17 protein-coding genes are annotated in these 18,164 nt (G+C 59.8%); 10 read left to right on the top strand and 7 right to left on the bottom strand.

Going from position 1 to position 18,164, the window contains the following annotated elements; genetic code table 11:
* Positions 1-6 precede the first annotated feature (6 nt).
* From JDEN_RS11835 to JDEN_RS11820, 4 genes are all read left to right on the top strand, one after another.
* Entirely contained in the window at positions 7-2,205 is a 2,199-nt protein-coding gene (locus tag JDEN_RS11835; RefSeq protein WP_015772606.1) for a molybdopterin oxidoreductase family protein, read from the top strand.
* Complete coding sequence (locus tag JDEN_RS11830; RefSeq protein WP_015772605.1) at positions 2,202-3,725, top strand: FAD-dependent oxidoreductase; 1,524 nt, start codon at positions 2,202-2,204, stop codon at positions 3,723-3,725. The genes JDEN_RS11835 and JDEN_RS11830 overlap by 4 nt, the downstream gene beginning before the upstream one ends.
* Before the next feature lie 291 nt (positions 3,726-4,016).
* Positions 4,017-5,351, top strand: a complete 1,335-nt coding sequence (gene gdhA, locus JDEN_RS11825; protein ID WP_015772604.1) for an NADP-specific glutamate dehydrogenase — start codon at positions 4,017-4,019, stop codon at positions 5,349-5,351.
* Between the two features lie 171 nt (positions 5,352-5,522).
* A complete protein-coding gene (locus JDEN_RS11820; RefSeq protein ID WP_015772603.1) occupies positions 5,523-5,909 on the top strand; it encodes a sterol carrier family protein in 387 nt (128 codons plus the stop codon).
* Between the two features lie 11 nt (positions 5,910-5,920).
* Here the strand turns inward: JDEN_RS11820 and JDEN_RS11815 are convergent, their stop codons facing one another.
* The 4 genes from JDEN_RS11815 to JDEN_RS11800 are packed head-to-tail and all read right to left on the bottom strand — an operon-like array spanning position 5,921 to position 9,588.
* Complete coding sequence (locus tag JDEN_RS11815) at positions 5,921-6,952, bottom strand: sulfate/molybdate ABC transporter ATP-binding protein (RefSeq protein WP_015772602.1); 1,032 nt, start codon at positions 6,950-6,952, stop codon at positions 5,921-5,923.
* Positions 6,949-7,779 carry a sulfate ABC transporter permease subunit gene (locus tag JDEN_RS11810; protein WP_015772601.1) on the bottom strand — a complete coding sequence of 277 codons (831 nt, stop codon included), beginning with the start codon at positions 7,777-7,779 and terminating at the stop codon, positions 6,949-6,951. Before JDEN_RS11810 ends, JDEN_RS11815 begins: the two co-directional genes overlap by 4 nt.
* Positions 7,772-8,557 (bottom strand): sulfate ABC transporter permease subunit CysT, encoded by a 786-nt coding sequence (cysT, locus tag JDEN_RS11805; protein WP_015772600.1) that lies wholly within the window; start codon positions 8,555-8,557, stop codon positions 7,772-7,774. Before cysT ends, JDEN_RS11810 begins: the two co-directional genes overlap by 8 nt.
* The gene (locus JDEN_RS11800) at positions 8,554-9,588 is read right to left on the bottom strand and encodes an extracellular solute-binding protein (RefSeq protein WP_015772599.1); all 1,035 of its coding nucleotides are present in this window, start codon (positions 9,586-9,588) and stop codon (positions 8,554-8,556) included. Before JDEN_RS11800 ends, cysT begins: the two co-directional genes overlap by 4 nt.
* Before the next feature lie 177 nt (positions 9,589-9,765).
* Here JDEN_RS11800 and JDEN_RS11795 point away from each other — a divergent pair, with 177 nt between their 5' ends.
* The 3 genes from JDEN_RS11795 to purM are packed head-to-tail and all read left to right on the top strand — an operon-like array spanning position 9,766 to position 12,821.
* On the top strand, positions 9,766-10,104 hold the full coding sequence (locus JDEN_RS11795; protein ID WP_015772598.1) for an ABC transporter permease family protein: 339 nt from the start codon (positions 9,766-9,768) through the stop codon (positions 10,102-10,104).
* 48 nt (positions 10,105-10,152) lie between these two features.
* Entirely contained in the window at positions 10,153-11,694 is a 1,542-nt protein-coding gene (gene purF / locus JDEN_RS11790; protein WP_015772597.1) for an amidophosphoribosyltransferase, read from the top strand.
* A gap of 17 nt (positions 11,695-11,711) precedes the next feature.
* Positions 11,712-12,821 carry a phosphoribosylformylglycinamidine cyclo-ligase gene (gene purM / locus JDEN_RS11785; RefSeq protein ID WP_015772596.1) on the top strand — a complete coding sequence of 370 codons (1,110 nt, stop codon included), beginning with the start codon at positions 11,712-11,714 and terminating at the stop codon, positions 12,819-12,821.
* 302 nt (positions 12,822-13,123) lie between these two features.
* On the opposite strand, the gene JDEN_RS11780 is transcribed toward purM, so the two are convergent.
* A complete protein-coding gene (locus tag JDEN_RS11780) occupies positions 13,124-13,318 on the bottom strand; it encodes a DUF3073 domain-containing protein (RefSeq protein WP_015772595.1) in 195 nt (64 codons plus the stop codon).
* A gap of 318 nt (positions 13,319-13,636) precedes the next feature.
* Here JDEN_RS11780 and JDEN_RS11775 point away from each other — a divergent pair, with 318 nt between their 5' ends.
* From JDEN_RS11775 to JDEN_RS11765, 3 genes are all read left to right on the top strand, one after another.
* On the top strand, positions 13,637-13,876 hold the full coding sequence (locus JDEN_RS11775) for a BldC family transcriptional regulator (RefSeq protein WP_015772594.1): 240 nt from the start codon (positions 13,637-13,639) through the stop codon (positions 13,874-13,876).
* Between the two features lie 187 nt (positions 13,877-14,063).
* A complete protein-coding gene (locus JDEN_RS11770; RefSeq protein WP_015772593.1) occupies positions 14,064-15,323 on the top strand; it encodes a phosphotransferase in 1,260 nt (419 codons plus the stop codon).
* Positions 15,324-15,432: 109 nt separating this feature from the next.
* Positions 15,433-15,867, top strand: coding sequence for a hypothetical protein (locus JDEN_RS11765; protein WP_143713301.1), 435 nt, complete (start codon positions 15,433-15,435; stop codon positions 15,865-15,867).
* 170 nt (positions 15,868-16,037) lie between these two features.
* On the opposite strand, the gene JDEN_RS11760 is transcribed toward JDEN_RS11765, so the two are convergent.
* Together JDEN_RS11760 and JDEN_RS11755 are read right to left on the bottom strand one after the other, a co-directional pair.
* Positions 16,038-17,486 (bottom strand): flotillin family protein, encoded by a 1,449-nt coding sequence (locus JDEN_RS11760; protein ID WP_015772591.1) that lies wholly within the window; start codon positions 17,484-17,486, stop codon positions 16,038-16,040.
* A 103-nt stretch (positions 17,487-17,589) separates the two neighbouring features.
* Entirely contained in the window at positions 17,590-18,069 is a 480-nt protein-coding gene (locus JDEN_RS11755; protein WP_015772590.1) for an NfeD family protein, read from the bottom strand.
* Positions 18,070-18,164 lie beyond the last annotated feature (95 nt).

Raw genomic sequence — 18,164 nt, 5'->3', positions numbered from 1 at the left:
GCACGCATGACGGACACACACTGCCCGTACTGTGCACTGCAATGCGCGATGCGGTTAACCTCCGCACCCGGTACACCACCCTCCAGTGGTGCACCTGCCCCCACTAGCGAACGGGACGCATCGGTTGGTGCGGAACCACGCCAGTTCCCCACCAACCAAGGGGGGATGTGCCAAAAAGGGTGGACCTCACCGCAGGTCCTCACCACCCCCGACCGGCTCACCACCCCACTCATCCGCAACACAGCAGGACACCTGACGCCAGCGTCATGGGATGACGCCCTTGACCTGATCGCCAGCACAATCACCACAATCCAAGCGGAACATGGCCGGGACGCTATCGCGGTGTTTGGTGGCGGTGGCCTCACCAACGAAAAGGCCTACCAACTGGGGAAATTTGCCCGTGTCGCGTTACGCACAAAAAACGTCGACTACAACGGACGGTTCTGCATGTCGAGTGCAGCCGCAGCCGCGAACCGGTCACTAGGGATCGACCGAGGGCTGCCCTTCCCCCTCACCGACCTGACCGGGGCAGACGCCATCCTCCTTGTCGGTTCCAACCCAGCCGACACCATGCCCCCCTGCGTCACCCACCTCCAGGGGGCACGCAACCGCGGCGGATTGATCGTCCTTGACCCGCGACGAACCGCCACCGCAGAACTCACCGGACCCATCCCACCAGAAGGAATCCACTCAACCCACGGGGCGCATCTCCAACCAATACCAGGCACAGACCTCGCCGTCCTCCTTGGGATCGCACACGTTGTCGTCATGGAAAAACTTGCCGACCACACCTACATCACCAACCGCACCGAAGGGTATGACGCGCTCGCGGCGTCGCTTTCCCCCTGGTGGCCAGAACGAGTCGCACAGTTGACCGGGGTAGCAGCGGAACAGCTTCGGTGGGTTGCCCGCACCCTCGCAGCTGCCAGCCCCCACCACGGTGGTCGCGGTGCCTACATCATCACCGGACGTGGAATTGAACAGTCGCGACAAGGCACAAACGGGGTGACCGCTGCCATCAACCTCGCTTTACTCCTGGGGTTAGTGGGCAACGTAGGGTCAGGATTTGGCACCCTCACCGGTCAAGGAAACGGGCAAGGAGGCCGAGAACACGGCCAAAAAGCCGACCAGCTCCCGGGATACCGGTCCATCACCGACCCACAAGCCCGCGAACATGTCGCTTCCGTGTGGGGTGTTCACCCAGATGACCTCCCCGGCGCCGGGCAACCAGCAGTTGAGCTCCTGAACAGCCTCGGGCAACCAGGCGGCCCGCGAGCGCTCCTTGTTCATGGGTCGAATGTGGTGGTTTCTGCGCCGCATGTGAGGCGGGTTCAGGACCGGTTGGCGGCGTTGGATCTGTTGGTGGTGTGTGATGTGGTGCCCTCGGAAACGGCGCTACTCGCTGATGTGGTCCTTCCCGTTGCGCAATGGGCGGAGGAAGACGGCACAATGACTAATCTGGAAGGGCGGGTGGTGCGTCGCCGGGCGGCAGTGTCCCCGCCGGGGCAGGTACGTTCGGAACTGTGGGTGTGGCAGGAACTTGCGCGCAGGCTGCACGCTCCAGGGGTGTGGTCTACGTGCCCGTCAGAGGTGTTTGATGAACTCGCCGCAGCGAGCGCGGGTGGGCGGGCTGACTACTCTGGTCTCAGTTATGCCCGCCTCGATGAGCACGAACGGGTCACTGGTGGTGTTGATGGGTCAGGACTGTATTGGCCTGTTCTTGGGCCGAACCACCCTGGTACGCCCCGACTGTTTACCGATGTGTTCCCCACCGTGAGTGGGCGCGCTGCGTTGGTGCCGGTGCAGCACGATGGCCCCGGTGACACTGTGTCGGCCCAGTTCCCTGTTTTCCTGGTCACTGGGCGTCTGCTTCAGCATTATCAATCTGGTGCACAAACCCGCCGAGTCGCTGCGTTAACGCAAGCGGTCCCTGGTCCTTACGTGGAAATCCACCCCCACCTCGCCGAGGTGTACAGCATCACTGAAGGTGACGATGTGCTCCTCACCACCGCCCGTGGTCGCGCCCGGGCTGCCGTGCGTTTCACATCAACTATCCGCAGAGACACGGTGTTTATGCCTTTCCACTGGCCTGGAGTGGGCAGCGTGAACAGACTCACTAACCCCAGCACTGACCCCATTTCGGGGATGCCTGAGTTTAAAGTTGCCGCCGTCCAGCTTGCACGAGTCACGGAGGACATCGCATGAATGTTGTCGTCATCGGGTACGGGATGGTGGGGTCGCGGTTCGTTGACGAACTCTGCGCCATCAACTCGCCCACCGCCCCTACCCTCACGATCACTGTTCTAGGAGCCGAAGACACTGACCCCTACAACCGGGTTCTCTTGTCTGAGGTCGTTGCCGGACAATACGATGTGACCGCGGTGGGGCTCCCCACCATCACCGACCCCCGCGTCACTATCCACACCGGAACCAGCGCCACCTCCATCAACCGCGCCCTGCGTACCGTCGTTGACTCCACTGGAACCACCCACCCCTATGACGTCCTTGTCCTTGCCACCGGAGCGAATGCACGCATCCCCAACCTCACCGGGATCCTCCGGGCACCCCACCCGCCCGCATCGGCCGAACGACACCCGGCCAGCGCATCGCTCATCCCCGGTGTTCATGTCCTGCGTACCATCGACGATGCCCGCGACATCATTGCCGCGACATTCAACACCACCAACGCAGTTGTTCTTGGCGGCGGTGTCCTGGGAATCGAAGCCGCAGCAGCACTCACCAACCGTGGACTAGACGTCACCCTCGTCCACCCGCGAACCCTCATGAACACCCAACTCGACTCCACCGCCAGCGCAATCGCAGCGACCATGCTCACCGAACGGGGGATCACCGTTCACACGGGTACCCCAGCAACTGGTGTCACCACCTACCACAACACAGTCACCGGGCTTACCCTCGCTGACGGCACCACCATCCCCACTGGCCTTCTCGTCCTCACTACCGGAACGACCCCTACCACAACGCTGGCCCACACTGCCGGGATCGCTACCGACCACGGTGTCCTCGTCACCCCCACCCACTCCACCATCACCGACCCTCACATCTACGCCATTGGCGACTGCGCGCAACCCCCACACGGATACCAAGGACTCATCGCCCCCGGGTGGGACCAAGCACGCACCCTCGCAGCCGCCCTCCACAACCACACACCCACCCCACCCGCCACCACCACGCACAACCCCACCGACATCATCACCGTCAAAGGAACCGGCATCGACATCATCACCATGGGCACCACCCACACCCAACCCAGCACCACCCCACCACGCACCCTCCAACTCACCGACCCCCACACCAACCGTCACATCAGCCTCACCATCACCAACGGACACATCACCGCCGCCACCTGCATTGGGGCTGGTCCCGTCGCCCACACCCTCATCAGCACCTACACCCACCAAACGCCCCTACCCCACGACCCAGCACACCTCCTGCTTGCCAGCCCACAACCCAGCCCAACCGCCACCAACACCCCCGTCCGTATCCCCGACACAGCCACCATCTGCCGCTGCAACGGCGTGACCAAAGGCGACCTCGTCACCGCGTGGACCAATGGCGCTCGTAGCACCGAGGACCTTGCGCACAGCACACGGGCGACCACCGGGTGCGGGGGGTGTACCGATGCGGTGTGTGGAATCGCCGAGTGGTTACGGGCGTCCGTGTCAACGACATCGGAGCACGAGCAAAGCCCGGTTTTGGCGTAGAAAACAGCCTGGGTGGTGCGAGCGTGCCACTCTTCAAGACGGCGTGTTACCGCTGTGTTACGTCCCTGTAAAATGCACAGCTCAAGGAAGTGGCCGCCAGGGGCAAAATATCAACGATTCTCGCGTGTTGCGGGCCAATGTCCCTATCTTGGACGCCTGTTCTAGATGTAGGCTCGCTCTGGAAGTTGAGACAACAGGATCGTCCGTTTCGAGACGCACAGCAAAAATGGACGCCTACGCGCTATGGCGGTGATCACACCACGGCGCCACAATCGTGAAGGAGAGTCCCTGATGGAAGGACAGCTCGCTCCAATTTTTGAGCAAGTTCTACGTCGTAACCCTGGTGAGGCTGAGTTCCACCAGGCCGTGCGCGAAGTGTTCGATTCGCTCGCACCAGTGCTTGTGAAACGTCCCGAGTACACGGACGCTGCGGTTCTCCAGCGAATTTGTGAACCAGAACGCCAAATCATTTTCCGGGTGCCCTGGGTGGATGACAAGGGACAAGTCCAAATCAACCGGGGTTTCCGCGTCGAGTTCAACTCCGCACTGGGCCCCTACAAAGGTGGGCTACGGTTTCACCCATCGGTGTACTTGGGGATCATCAAATTCCTCGGGTTTGAACAAATCTTCAAAAACTCCCTCACCGGTATGCCTATCGGTGGTGGAAAAGGTGGGTCCGACTTTGACCCCCGGGGAAAATCCGACGCTGAAGTCATGCGGTTCTGCCAATCATTCATGACCGAGTTGTACCGGCACATCGGCGAACACACCGACGTTCCAGCCGGAGACATCGGTGTTGGTGGGCGCGAAATCGGTTACCTGTTCGGCCAGTACAAGCGCATCACCAACCGTTACGAATCCGGTGTCCTCACCGGAAAAGGTCTCTCCTGGGGTGGTTCGCTTGTGCGCACAGAAGCGACCGGGTACGGAACGGTCATCTTCGCGAACGAAATGCTGAAAACCCGCAATGATTCCTTCGACGGTAAACGCGTTGTCGTCTCAGGGTCCGGGAACGTGGCGATCTACGCAGCACAAAAAGCCCAGCAGTTGGGTGCCACCGTTGTCGCACTGTCCGACTCGTCCGGCTACATTCTCGATGAGCAAGGTATTGACGTTGACCTCATCAAACAGGTCAAAGAAGTCGAACGTGGACGCGTGTCTGACTACGCTGACCGCCGCGGTGCTACCTTCGTTGCGAAGGGCAACATCTGGGATGTCTCCGCTGACATTGCCTTGCCCTGTGCGACACAAAACGAACTCGATGCCGCCTCAGCGCAAAAACTCATCGAGTCCGGTGTGAAAGCCGTCGCAGAAGGCGCAAACATGCCCTGCACCCCCGATGCGGTTTCCCTCTTCCAAGACGCCGGAGTGCTCTTTGGCCCAGGTAAGGCGGCAAACGCCGGTGGTGTGGCCACGTCCGCGTTGGAAATGCAACAAAACGCGTCCCGTGACTCGTGGTCCTTCGAACACACCGAAGCCCGGTTGCACACCATCATGGCGAACATCCACAAGAACTGCGCAACCACCGCAGATGAATATGGTCAGCCATCCAACTACGTTGCAGGTGCCAACATCGCCGGATTCACCAAAGTCGCCGATGCGATTCTCGCCCTAGGCGTGATCTGATCCACCGTATGGCCCCATGAGTGATATCACTCATCAGTGACACCGCCACAGGCCGCCCCCCCGCACGGGGGCGGCCTGTGGCGTACTCTGAACCCAATATCCAGGCGGGAACACACGCGATCGCACGGTGTCGTGTGGTCCGGAACAACCATCACCATGAAGGAGAGGACCATGCCCCCACGGCGGAAAATCGACCCCATCGCCGGCCGCACCGCGCTCGATGCGTGGCGCAACGGAGACGAATCCCGACCCACCTTGACCATGGCTGTTCGGTTCCTCCTCGAAGAACTTGCTCAGGTTGCCCCCGGAAACGCTGTGGAAGTGCGGGTACCTCCCGCTGGGGCCGTGCAATGCGTGGACGGTCCACGGCACACGCGAGGGACCCCACCCAACACGGTCGAAATGAACCCCCACACCTGGTTAGAACTTGCCACTGGAACAGTGACCTGGGAGAAAGCGCGTCACGACGGCCGCGTGCGAGCATCCGGGGTGCGCGCCGACCTCAGCCCGTTTTTGCCCCTGCACGCCGCCCGCAGCCGCACACCCCTATCGGAGTGACGTGAAGGCGACTAAATCGTGTAGTGGGCAAGTGGCCCACCCGGCTGCGCAGACACCTGTTTCCCCCCAGATACCGGCAGTGCAGTAGCCCCCGGTGGTTTGCGCAACCACACCCGTGACCCGGCATCCAACTTCAACGGGTGGGCCTCCGCCCGAGACATCGTGACGTGCACAGGGGAGGTGTGGGGCGCATCGTCAAGAACGACGTCAACGCGCACCTCATACCCCACTCGAGCGAACCGTGCCACTACCCCTGGAAGAAACCCCTCCTCAGGTGGAAGCTCCGACACGATATGAATGTCATGTGGTCGAACTAGTTCCTGACCCAACTGGGTGGCAGGCCCCAAAAACCCCATGACGAACTCGTTCGCAGGCTCGTCATACAGGGCCGTGGGGGAGCCCATCTGCTCCACACGCCCGTGATTAATCACCACAATGTCGTCAGCGACTTCCAGGGCTTCTTCCTGGTCGTGGGTCACGAACACTGTGGTCACCGGGATTTCATCGTGCAACCGGCGAAGCCAATCCCGCAGTTCTTTACGCACCTTCGCATCCAACGCACCAAACGGTTCATCAAGGAGAAGAACCCGAGGCTGTACCGCTAACGCACGGGCCAACGCCATACGTTGACGCTGCCCACCGGATAACTGGGATGGCAACCGGTGAGCGAACTGCCGTAAATGCACCAGGTCTAGGAGTTCGTTGACACGCCTCTCGGTCTCTTCTTTGGGGGTTTTGCGGATCTCTAACCCAAACGCCACGTTACGCGCCACCGTCAGGTGCTTAAACGCAGCATAGTGCTGAAACACAAACCCCACGTTCCTGCGTTGTGGGGGCAGCTGGGTCGCGTCATTCCCGGCAATATGGACCGTTCCAGAATCTGCGTGCTCCAGTCCCGCAATAATGCGCAACAGCGTGGACTTTCCACCACCAGAGGGGCCTAACAGCGCAGTCAACCGGCCAGTGGGGATCGACACCGACACATCATCGAGGGCAACAAAATCCCCGAACTTCTTCGTGATAGCACGCGCTTCAATGCTCACCGGCGAGGGCCTTTCTGGAGGGAGGTCGCATGATCACGGCGCAAAAACGTCACCACAACAATGCACGAAACCGACACAGCAGCCAACAAGAACGCGGTGGCATAGGCGGTTGGTTGATCAAAATCCTGGTAGCGGTCCTCCACCAACAACGTTGCTGTTTGGGTGGCACCTTCGATATTGCCCGACACAATTTTCACAGCCCCAAACTCACCTAAGGACCGAGCAAGAGTAAGAACCACCCCGTACACCACAGCCCACTTGATGGCAGGCAACGTGATGCGGGTAAAGGTCTGAACTGGGCCGGCACCAAGCGATGCGGCAGCAAGTTCCTCATCTGTTCCGCGTTCTGTGAGTACCGGCACCACTTCACGGATAACCAGCGGTAACGAAATAAACGCTGTTGCCATCACCATGCCCGGGGTAGAGAAAATAATGTCGATGCCCCGGTCGCCAAGCCACTGCCCAAACCACGAATCTGTTGGCCCATACACAAGAATGAGCGCTAACCCCACAACAACTGGCGACACCGACAACGGAACATCCACCAACGCAGAAAGCACCCTGCGCCCCGGAAACGAATACCGCACCAGCAGCAGCGACATGCCCACCCCAAAAACGGTGTTCAGTACGACGGCTTGAAGCGCCACAGCAAGAGTGAGCTTCAGGGAAAACATGACCATTGGGTCGCCCAGCGCCCCACCGAGCGCGTCAAACCCGCTGGCGAACGTGTTACGCACCACGAGGGCAACCGGCCACCCCACAAGCAACACCAGGTACACAATGACCACAACCCGAAGGGCCACAACGGTTCGCCGAGAGTTACCCACGTCTGGCCGCCTTTCGTTGCACAACATCAAGAAACACAATGACGGTGAACGACACAGCAAGAAGCATGGTGGCAATTGCGGCAGCAGATGCCTGATCCCCGTTTTCCAGGTAACTGAGGATGCGCACAGAACCCGCCTCAGTGCGCATCGGTAAATTCCCTGATAAAAGCACCAACGCGCCATACTCGCTGAGCGCACGGGCAAAAGACATGGCGGCCCCAGCCGCCATCGCCGGAAACAACGTCGGCAAGACGATACGCCGCCAGGTGACCGCGGGGGTGGCCCCCAACGACGCCGCAGCCTGCTCCACATCACGGTCCATATCCGCAAGAACAGGCTGAACCGTGCGCACAACAAACGGCAACGTCACAAACAGGAACGCCAACCCCACCGCGATACGCGTGTTCGCAATGTTGATACCCAGTGGGGACTGCGGCCCATAAAGAGACAACAACACCAGCCCCGCCACAATAGTGGGTAACGCAAAGGGAATATCAATAACAACTTCAAGGACGCGCCGCCCAGGGAACCGGTCACGCACCAACACCCACGCAATCATGGTCCCCATGACAGTGTTGATGATCGTAATGATCAGCGCCGTCACCACGGTCAACGTGAGGGCCGCGTAGGTTTGCGGCTCCGTCACTGTGGTGACAAAGTGTGTCCACCCGGCATCAGCTGTTTCCACCACCACCGCGATCAACGGCAATAAAGCAAGCATCGAAAACCAGATCATGGCCAGTCCCAACCCAACCCCCGCTGGCCGTGTCAACCTCACGATGCGCCACCCGCCTCGCGTTGCAACCGGGCAACAACCCCGTCAGCAGCGAACAAACGCTGCGTCACCACGTCCCAGCCGCCCACGTCATCCACAGTCAGGAGCGTGGCAGGGGTAGGAAACGGGTCGTGCGGGTCCATGGCCCCGGGAACCACCAACGACGACACCCAATCCGCGTCACCGAACGGACGAAACCCCTCCACCGCAAAAGCGCGCTGACCAGCATCAGAACGCGCAAACGCAAGATAATCTGACGCCGCTTGAGGTGCACCGATCGTCACCGCCCCCGGGGTATCAATGCGGACCGTGGAAGGAGGGATTACATAGTCCACGTCCACCCCATGCTGGCGGGCCGCGATCGCCTCATTCTCATAGGACAACAACACGTCACCTGTCCCTGCCGAAAATGCTGTCGTGGCATCACGGCTGGAACTGGGCAGGGTGGCAACCCGGGACATGACCTCGCCCACAAACGCGTCCGCTTCCTCAGGCGACCCGCCAGCCGCAATCTGGGATGCCCACGCAGCGACAATATTCCAGCGTGCAGCCCCCGACGCACCCGGGTTAGGCGTCACCACGGATACGTCCGCACGGGTCAGGTCCTCCCAATCAGTGATGTTCTTCGGGTTCCCCCGACGCACCACAAACACCACAACAGAGGACGCCAACACCCCAGCGTCCTCACCGTCAGACCACTGAGGAGAGACCCGGCCGGCCGCCACCAACCGCTCGATGTCATCCGGGATCGACACATGCACCACATCTGCAGGCAACCCAGACGCCACCGCGCGAGACTGATCACCGGACGGCCCATACGATGACGCCCACGCCACCCCCGAGCCCTGCTCCGTGTCAGCAAACGCCACCCGAGCCGACTCGTGTGCCGACTTTGACACAGCAAAACCCGCCAGTGTCACCTGAGACGTCATCACCGAACCATCCGCCGCCGCCACAACAGGAGCCGGACCACACCCAGACAACACCAGGCATGCAATAACAGCGACCACGCAGGCAGAACGTCGTGAGCGCATCGGTCATCACATCCCTTCCCGGTCAAGCGCACAGCACAACAAGACAGGGCGTACTGCGCCCCCTGTCTTGACAGAGTAGGGCGAACAAAGACACACCCCAACAGGCACCTAATGACCGAGACAAGGTAAAACACATGACGTAACACTGCGTCACGCAACCCTGGATAGACTGGCCCCATGGACAGCCCACAGCCCACCTCCCCGCAACCCGACGAACTGCCGTTCAGCGAAGAGCACATCCAGGCTCACAGTGTGGACGGTCGGTACCGTCGCGCCCCCAAGATCAGCATGTTCATCACCATCGGTGTGGTGGTGGGCCTGGTGCTCGGAACAATTCTTGGCTTTATCCTTACCCCCGAGGGCAGCGACAAACGCGGCGTTGCCATCATCGTTGCGATCGTGGCAATGACCACAGTCACCACGCTTATTGCGGCGTGGATCGCAACCTATCTCGATGCACGAAGCGTTAAACGTGCACAAAACGACCCCGCTCCCGACGGACCCGCACGGGTCTAACCGTGGGACGCCTCCCCGGGCCGGTGACCGGTATGAAACAATGAGGGCGTGGCGAGACGCGGAGATGGACTTCTCAACCATGACCTGATGCCCGGAGAAAAAGGACCCCAAGATGCCTGCGGTGTCTTTGGTGTGTGGGCTCCCGGCGAAGAGGTCGCGAAACTGGCGTACTTTGGTTTGTACGCACTACAACACCGTGGACAAGAGTCCGCAGGGATAGCCGCCAGTAATGGCCAACAAATCCTGGTGTACAAAGACATGGGGCTCGTGTCCCAGGTGTTCGACGAAACCAACCTCAACGCACTGACCGGTCACCTGGCTGTCGGGCACTGCCGTTACTCCACAACAGGGGGAGTGACCTGGGAGAACGCCCAACCAACACTGGGGGCAACAGCAACCGGTACCGTGGCCTTGGGGCACAACGGGAACCTTGTGAACTCCGCGGAACTCGTGGAACTTGTTGAGGACCGGTACGGTGCACAACGTCGCGGTGAACTTGCCCGCGGAAACACCACCGACACCGCCTTAGTCACCGCGCTCCTTCACGGCGACACCGACCACAGCCTCGAAGACACCGCCCTTGAGGTACTCCCGCGTCTGCGCGGTGCGTTCTCTCTCGTCTTCATGGACGAAACCACCCTGTACGCAGCGCGTGACCCGCAAGGCGTACGCCCTCTTGTTCTTGGGCGCCTGGACCGCGGGTGGGTTGTCGCCTCCGAAAACCCGGCGTTGGACATTGTCGGTGCGTCCTATGTGCGTGAGGTGGAACCCGGCGAACTGATCATCATCAACGAATCTGGATTGCGTTCGGTGCGGTTCGCCGAAGAAAAACGTGCCGGGTGTGTCTTCGAATACGTCTACCTCGCCCGCCCTGACACCACCATTTCAGGACGTTCCGTGCATGCAGCACGGGTGGACATGGGACGCCAGCTCGCCAAAGAACACCCCGTGGAGGCTGACCTGGTCATCCCGGTTCCCGAATCAGGTACACCCGCAGCGGTGGGGTATGCCCAAGAATCAGGGATCCCCTTCGGGCAAGGTCTCACCAAAAACGCTTACGTGGGCCGCACCTTCATCCAGCCCTCAGATACCCTGCGGCAATTAGGTATCCGCCTCAAGCTCAACCCCCTGCGGGATGTCATTCGCGGAAAACGCCTTGTCGTTGTCGACGACTCCATCGTGCGTGGCAACACACAACGTGCCCTGATTCGTATGCTTCGAGAAGCAGGTGCCGCGCAGGTGCACGTCCGGATTTCCTCGCCACCAGTGAAGTGGCCGTGCTACTACGGAATCGACTTTGCGTCCCGTGCAGAACTCATTGCCAACGGGTTAGCACCTGATGAGATCGCCCAGTCCTTGGGTGCAGACTCGCTAGGGTACATTTCCGAAGACGGCATGATTCAGGCAACCAACCAGCCACGCTCAGCGCTCTGTACCGCATGTTTTGACGGGACATACCCCATTGAGCTGCCTGAGGAGTCAGCATTGGGTAAGCACTTGTTGGAAGCACAAACCCTTGGCGCACCAGAAGACGGGCTACGCTCGGTGAGCGTTTCCCACGGTGGACAGTCCGCACTTAACCACCCCTGACACAGGAGGCAACACTCGTGGCCACACGCATCACTTACGCTGGAGCTGGTGTTGATACAGCAGCCGGGGACCGTGCCGTTGAACTGATGAAGAGCGCTGTTGCGCGTACCCACGGCCCACACGTGCTGGGCGGTGTGGGTGGTTTTGCCGGACTTTTTGATGCGTCCATGCTCAAGGATTACACGCGTCCGCTCTTGGCGTCCTCGACTGACGGTGTTGGCACGAAGGTGGCCATTGCTCAACAACTCGATATTCACCACACCATTGGGGCTGACCTCGTGGGGATGGTTGTTGATGACATCGTTGTGTGCGGGGCCCGCCCACTGGTCATGACAGACTACATTGCAACCGGCAAAGTGGTTCCGGAGCGTATTGCGGACATTGTTCGCGGTATTGCGGCAGCGTGTGAAGAAACCGGTACCGCTCTTGTGGGTGGGGAAACCGCGGAGCACCCAGGTTTGCTGGCTGAGAACGAATACGACGTCGCTGGTGCGGCTGTGGGTGTGGTCGAGGCTGATGCGCTTCTTGGCCCAGACCGGGTGCAGGATGGTGACGTTGTCCTTGCCTTGCCATCCTCGGGTTTGCACTCCAATGGGTATTCGCTGGTTCGTGCCATCATTGCGCATGCGGGGTGGACGTTGGACCGTGAGGTCGCCGACTTCGGGCGGACGCTAGGCGAGGAGCTTCTTGAGCCGACCCGGTTGTATACCACCCCATGCTTGTCGCTTGCTGATGCGCTCGGTACTGACATGCGCGCGTTCTCCCATGTCACGGGGGGCGGGTTAGGGCAAAACTTGGCTCGTGTGATCCCCGTTGGGTTGAGTGCCACAGTGGATCGCTCTTCGTGGGATATTCCGCCGGTGTTCGCGGTCATGCAGGCGTTGGGTGATGTGCCGTGGACTGACTTGGAAAACACCTTGAACCTGGGGGTGGGGATGGTTGCCATTGTGGCACCGGAATCTGTCGATGCGGCGGTTGCGAATCTTGCTGCGTCCGGTTTGCCTGCGTGGGAGCTAGGGCGCGTGTCGAGCGTAGAGAAGCCTGCTCCGGATGGATCGACGCTCATTACCGGTGCGAAAGGTGTCCACGGCGGCCAGGTGGCTCTGATCGGAGACTACCGCGTGTAACGACGCCTCACAGTGTTGGGCTAGGTGGCAGCTGATGATGTGGCCTGACTCCTGATATCGGAAATATGGTGAGAGGGTCCCATTCAAGGATGGGACCCTCTCACCACGTATTGAGAAGTGTTTTCGTCACGAATCATCACCAAGTGGCAGGCTGCAGACAGCACGAAATCTCGGCATGGCCTCATGCCGAGATTTCGTTCAGATGTATTACATTGTGAGACAGTCGAGTCTCTGCCTAGGGCAAGAGACGCGGAAGTGGCGGGTGTGTCAGCTCCGCAATGCTCGACCCGACGATGAGCGCGTCAACGCTCGTCGCGCCACGTCATGTACGGGTCGTGGTCCTCGTACTCATCTGAGTAACTGTCCCCGACTCGCGACTCAGTGGTGACCTCGCCACGAAGCTCCTGCTCTAAGGCCTTGTAATTGGTCTCAGGGCTGAAGTACTTCAGCTGGCGGGCAACCTTCGTCTGCTTTGCCTTCTGACGGCCGCGGCCCATGGCTCCGACCCCCTCAACGTAGATTCGGGGCGGCAGCCTAATGCGCGGCCCCGTGTGTCAAATAAATCTGTTCGTGGAACAACGGTACATGGAAACGCCTCCACCTGACCAGTTCGATTCTTGCGTTCCTCTGCGGGCAGAAGCGTCGACCCGGGAGTAACTGTCCACATTTGGTACGATGAAGCGGGTGTGTGAGATATTTCACCCTACGGCGGCGAACCGTGTGGTCGAACCGCTGGAATAATGGAGAAATCGCACTGGTTCGATCGCGCAGCTCCTATCCGACGGAGCCGGATCAATGCATAGAAAGGGACAACAATGGCAGCGAACAGAGGTGAACAAGAAGCGCTCCTCACACCAGCTGAGGTCGCAAGCATGTTCCGCGTCGACCCAAAGACCGTGACCCGCTGGGCAAAGGGCGGCAAACTCTCGTCCATCCGCACACTCGGCGGACACCGACGTTACAAGCAATCCGAAGTAGAAAAGCTTCTGGAAAACTCGGGCATGATGATCCCCGAAGACCAGCTTCCGTTCTACAAGGGCGAATCAGAAGACTGATCCCCCGCAGAACAACACTGACAGTGGGGCTGCCGAACAACGGCAGCCCCACTGTTGTGTGTCACCACCACCCCTCATCACTTGCCGACGGCCCAAACAACGCGCATCGTTAAGCGGGAGAGCAACCACATCACCATCCGGTCACGAACGGTGATTCGCGTTGCAACACAACGGGAACTTCGCTGAAATGGAAGCCCGCACAGAAAAGGACACCATGGAGCCGACAACAGCCCAGGCAAGCGAACGCGACCAGGTCGCATACTTCTCATCGCTTGGAATTGCCGAACTCGTGGCCGCAGTAGCCAGTGAAGTGGGATACATCGGGCAAGCCACCCTCATCGAGCTCCACCACCGTCCCGGGGCCGGAGTATCTGGCCTCTTCGAAATCATCACCGACGCAAAACCCGCCTACCTGATCTGCACCACCGAAGTTGTCGAACCAGGAACCCCACGGGTATGGCGAACCGAAAGCCCCATCGGAGTTCTCCACCTGTGGGAGCACCCCCACGACCCTGGCCTACCAGGCCTTCCCCTCGCATCGGTCCCCGAATCAGTCCAAGCGACCTGGGGTGGCCAATTGGACCTCCTCAACCTCGAAACCCTTGCCTACCGGCCGCTGCGTCGCGCCGTGTTAAAGGCAACCTTCGCCGAACCGCTGGGAGAAGTATTCCTCAAAGTGCTCCGCAAAGACGCGGACCTACTCGCCACAAAACACCGTGTGCTCGCCGACGCCGGAATCCCCGTCCCACACCTTTTAGGCGACCCCGTCAGTGACGTTCTTGCCATCCGGAGGGTGACCGGGATGCCTATGGCCCAAGCCATCATGGATGGGCGCACACCGCCGGTCACCGGAGCGAATATCGTGTCAGTGCTGTCGGCGTTCCCGGCTGACCTCATGAACGCGCCAGCACGGCCCGCATGGACGGACCGGCTGGAATGGTACGCGCACGCCGCTGACACCGCTCTACCGGAAGAATCGACACGCATTCACGCGCTCATGCACCGCATTAACCGCGTGCTCGACACTGCCTACCGTGGCCCGCTCGTCGCCAACCACGGTGACTTCTACGAGGCAAACATCTTTGTCCAGGATGGACAGATCACGGGAATCATCGATATTGATTCAGCGGGTCCTGGCTACCTCATTGACGACCTCGCCTGTTTCATCGGACACCTTGCGGTTCTTCCCACGCTCGACCAGCGGTATAGCCACGTGCCCGACTTCGTGCGGTACTACCTCACCGAGTTCAGCAACGAACTCGCACAGCGAGGCATTGACCCGCAAGGGCTGTACGCGCGGTCCGCATCGGTGGTGTTGTCGCTCATCGCGGGGGCGCGCGACGAAGAAGACCCACACTGGAAGTTCGCTGCCCGCCAACGGCTTGCAGTCGCTGAAGGCCTCATCGGCGGAACCCAACCCATCAAAAGGTCGCTGTCAGCCCAATAAATCTTCATGAGAACATTCTCATGGTCCTCTCCTCTTCATCTCATGAACCACTGCCACGATGACGTTGTCAGCACAACGACATGAGTTCATGACAGGAAAGGTGAACACCATGAAGGCACGCACTTTGTTAGCAATGGCAGGCGCAGTCGGAGCAGTTGCAGTTACCGGTGGGGTGGCAATGGCAAGCGGTCAAGGAGCCCCACAACCTGCAGACTCCAGTGTTCTAGAGGCCACTGAATTGCAGGGCACCTCCCCGGTGAGTGATATAGCCACAACTGCTAACGGCAGCGTCTCACCTGCTGCGACAGCAAATTCTTCGACCACCACAACGGTGACAGCGCAAACTGCTACCTCAACCGCGACCGCAACTACTGCTGCGTCAACAACGAGCGCGGCATCGGCGCTCACCCCAGTCTCCGCGCAGAGCCCTGTCACCCCAGCATCACCTGTATCCGCGCAATCACCTAAGTCTCCGGTGTCCGCGGTGACCGCAGTTTCCCCAGTGTCACCACAAAGCGCTCCGTCAGCCTCCAGCGCAGCCTAAATAGCCTCACTGCGCAACGTGACACCGATGCGTAGCTGAGCGGGGCATCGGGCGGTTTTTCGGTGTTCACAACGCACAAAAGGGTGTGGGCTCCACTGATGAAAAACAGTGGAGCCCACACCCTTTGAAAGCGCTGAGAGCAATGAAGCTCCTAAGGCACCCAGGGGGTTTTACTTCCCAGGAGTGACCTCTTCAGTGCGGTGTGCGGCCTTTGACAACAGATCAGCGATGTCAACACCGGTCAGTTGCTTGATGACTTGCTGACCTTCGGCCAGCACGCTGGTGACGTTCTTGGTCACCGCAGTTGCACCGTCGGTGGAGATAACTGTCATGCCCTGAATGTTGCCCACTGGTTCGGCAGCGGCGCGGACGATCTCTGGCAAGCGTTCGATGAGTTCCTGAACAAGTGCAGCTTCGCCGTACTTTTGCAGTGCCTCAGCCTTTGCGTCAGTGGCGATAGCCTCAGCGCGACCTTCAGCTTCGATGGCGAACGCCCGTGCTTCACCTTCAGCTTTGATACCAGCAGCGAGAGCAACCTGACGGTCACGTTCTGCTTCACCTTGGCGGCGCAGTGATTCAGCGGCAGCTTCGGCGTCTTGGATCGCAGCGGTTTTGTTAGCTTCAGCGATGGTGGTGCGCTTGAACGCTTCAGCTTCCGTGTTGGCGTTTGCGGCGTCACGGCTAGCATTTGCCTCTTGCACCTTGGCGTAAGCTTCAGCTTCGGCTGGTTTACGCACCGAAATGTCGAGCTCTTCTTCGGTGACCTTCGCTTGCTCGGCGAGGGCTTCGCGCTGCTGTGTTGCCACGAGGCGATCTTGCTCGGCGCGAGCAAGTTGACCGGATGCTTCAGCCTGGGCGTTTGCACGGTCGGTTTCAGCCTTGATGGAGGCTTTACGCAGGTCAAGTGCCTTTTGGCGTTCAGCGATCTGTTCCGCGGCCTCGATGACAGCGAACTCGGATGCACGCTTGGCTTCCGCTTCTGAAACCTCAGCTACTTGGCGGGCACGCGCTGATTCTGCACGCCCAAGGTTGGCCAAGTAGTCCGAACCTGGGGTGGAAATATCTGAGATGTTGAGCAGGTCAACCTGCAAACCCTGCTCAGCGAGGTCGAGTTTGGTGGAATCCACCACGCGATCAGACAGGCCCTTGCGGTCTGAGATGATCTGCTCGATGTTCATGTCACCAACGATGGAACGCAGTGACCCTTCGAGTGACTCTTTGATGATCTCGGTAAGAAGTTCTTGTTGGGACAAGAAGCGCTGTGCAGCGCGGCGCACGCCTTCTTCATCACCACGGACTTTGAAGTTAATGGATGCTTTGATGGCGATCTTGATGCGGTTTTTGTCCACGCCTTCAACGGTGATACCGATTTGGCGTTGCTCGAGGGACATAGCGAAGCCCTGTTGCAGAATCGGCCACACGAATACGCGTCCACCGATCACGACGCGCTGGGTGGAGTCAGCGGAGGCGGTGCGGCCAGCGCCACGCCCCACGATGATCAGTGCTTCGTTTGGTGGGACGCGACGTAGACGCTTCGCGATAAAACCAACGAGGGAGAACAAGACGATTACTAGCGCGAGGATCGCGATAATGACCGGCATGGACGACGATTCTTCCATGAGATAGCCCCGTGAGGGGCAGCCCTTTCTGATGGGTGGCGGTGATGTTCAGTGATGAACGTTAGATGTGGGGGTGGGGAAACCTATGTGCAGGCTGGGGGCTTTACGCGTCGGGCTGGGGGTATACGGCGGGTTCCACGCGAACGCGTGAGCCGCTTTGTTCCACCACAACGATGCGTGTATCAGCGGGAATGGGTTCCAGCGACCATGCGAGGCGGCGTTCAAGTTCCAAGGGGTCATCAAGTGCAACTTCACCACGGGCGGTGGTGATTTCTGTGGTGCTGAGCCCTTGCATGCCCACCACTGTGGAGCGCACACCATCTTCTGTGTCGCGGAGGCGCTTCACAAAGAGGTTAACGATGAACAGGAAAGCGATGCCAGCGATACTGGAAAAAACGAGCGTAGTGCCTAAGCCATGACCCATGGAGCTGGAGATAACACCAACAGCGCCAAAGACAGTGAAACCAGCGCCGAGGGTGGTCCCAGACAGGAGACCATCGGCGAAGTCGATGATCTCTCCGAGGAGCATCGACAAAAGAAGAAGCGCGAGGCCGATGGTCCCGACAATAACGAACGTGAGCACTGTAAAGCCTTTCAACAAGCGTGACGCTAACAATCTAGCTCACGCAAGCTGAAAAGCCGTAGGTCTTTTCCACAAGAAAAGGTTGAAACCTCGGT

This window comes from Jonesia denitrificans DSM 20603 (assembly GCF_000024065.1).
In the GTDB taxonomy this organism is placed as follows: Bacteria; Actinomycetota; Actinomycetes; order Actinomycetales; family Cellulomonadaceae; genus Jonesia; species Jonesia denitrificans.
Note: the sequence above shows the minus strand (reverse complement) of the source record. Positions and strands in the feature narration are given on the sequence as shown.

What these genes read in the sequence shown, in the direction of transcription:
- JDEN_RS11765 (WP_143713301.1), top strand. Translation starts at nt 15,433, where the DNA reads ATGAAGGCACGCACTTTGTTAGCAATGGCAGGCGCAGTCGGAGCAGTT.
- JDEN_RS11780 (WP_015772595.1), bottom strand. Translation starts at nt 13,318, where the DNA reads ATGGGCCGCGGCCGTCAGAAGGCAAAGCAGACGAAGGTTGCCCGCCAG.
- JDEN_RS11830 (WP_015772605.1), top strand. Translation starts at nt 2,202, where the DNA reads ATGAATGTTGTCGTCATCGGGTACGGGATGGTGGGGTCGCGGTTCGTT.
- gdhA (WP_015772604.1), top strand. Translation starts at nt 4,017, where the DNA reads ATGGAAGGACAGCTCGCTCCAATTTTTGAGCAAGTTCTACGTCGTAAC.
- JDEN_RS11770 (WP_015772593.1), top strand. Translation starts at nt 14,064, where the DNA reads ATGGAAGCCCGCACAGAAAAGGACACCATGGAGCCGACAACAGCCCAG.
- JDEN_RS11760 (WP_015772591.1), bottom strand. Translation starts at nt 17,486, where the DNA reads ATGGAAGAATCGTCGTCCATGCCGGTCATTATCGCGATCCTCGCGCTA.
- JDEN_RS11835 (WP_015772606.1), top strand. Translation starts at nt 7, where the DNA reads ATGACGGACACACACTGCCCGTACTGTGCACTGCAATGCGCGATGCGG.
- JDEN_RS11820 (WP_015772603.1), top strand. Translation starts at nt 5,523, where the DNA reads ATGCCCCCACGGCGGAAAATCGACCCCATCGCCGGCCGCACCGCGCTC.
- JDEN_RS11795 (WP_015772598.1), top strand. Translation starts at nt 9,766, where the DNA reads ATGGACAGCCCACAGCCCACCTCCCCGCAACCCGACGAACTGCCGTTC.
- JDEN_RS11775 (WP_015772594.1), top strand. Translation starts at nt 13,637, where the DNA reads ATGGCAGCGAACAGAGGTGAACAAGAAGCGCTCCTCACACCAGCTGAG.
- JDEN_RS11800 (WP_015772599.1), bottom strand. Translation starts at nt 9,588, where the DNA reads ATGCGCTCACGACGTTCTGCCTGCGTGGTCGCTGTTATTGCATGCCTG.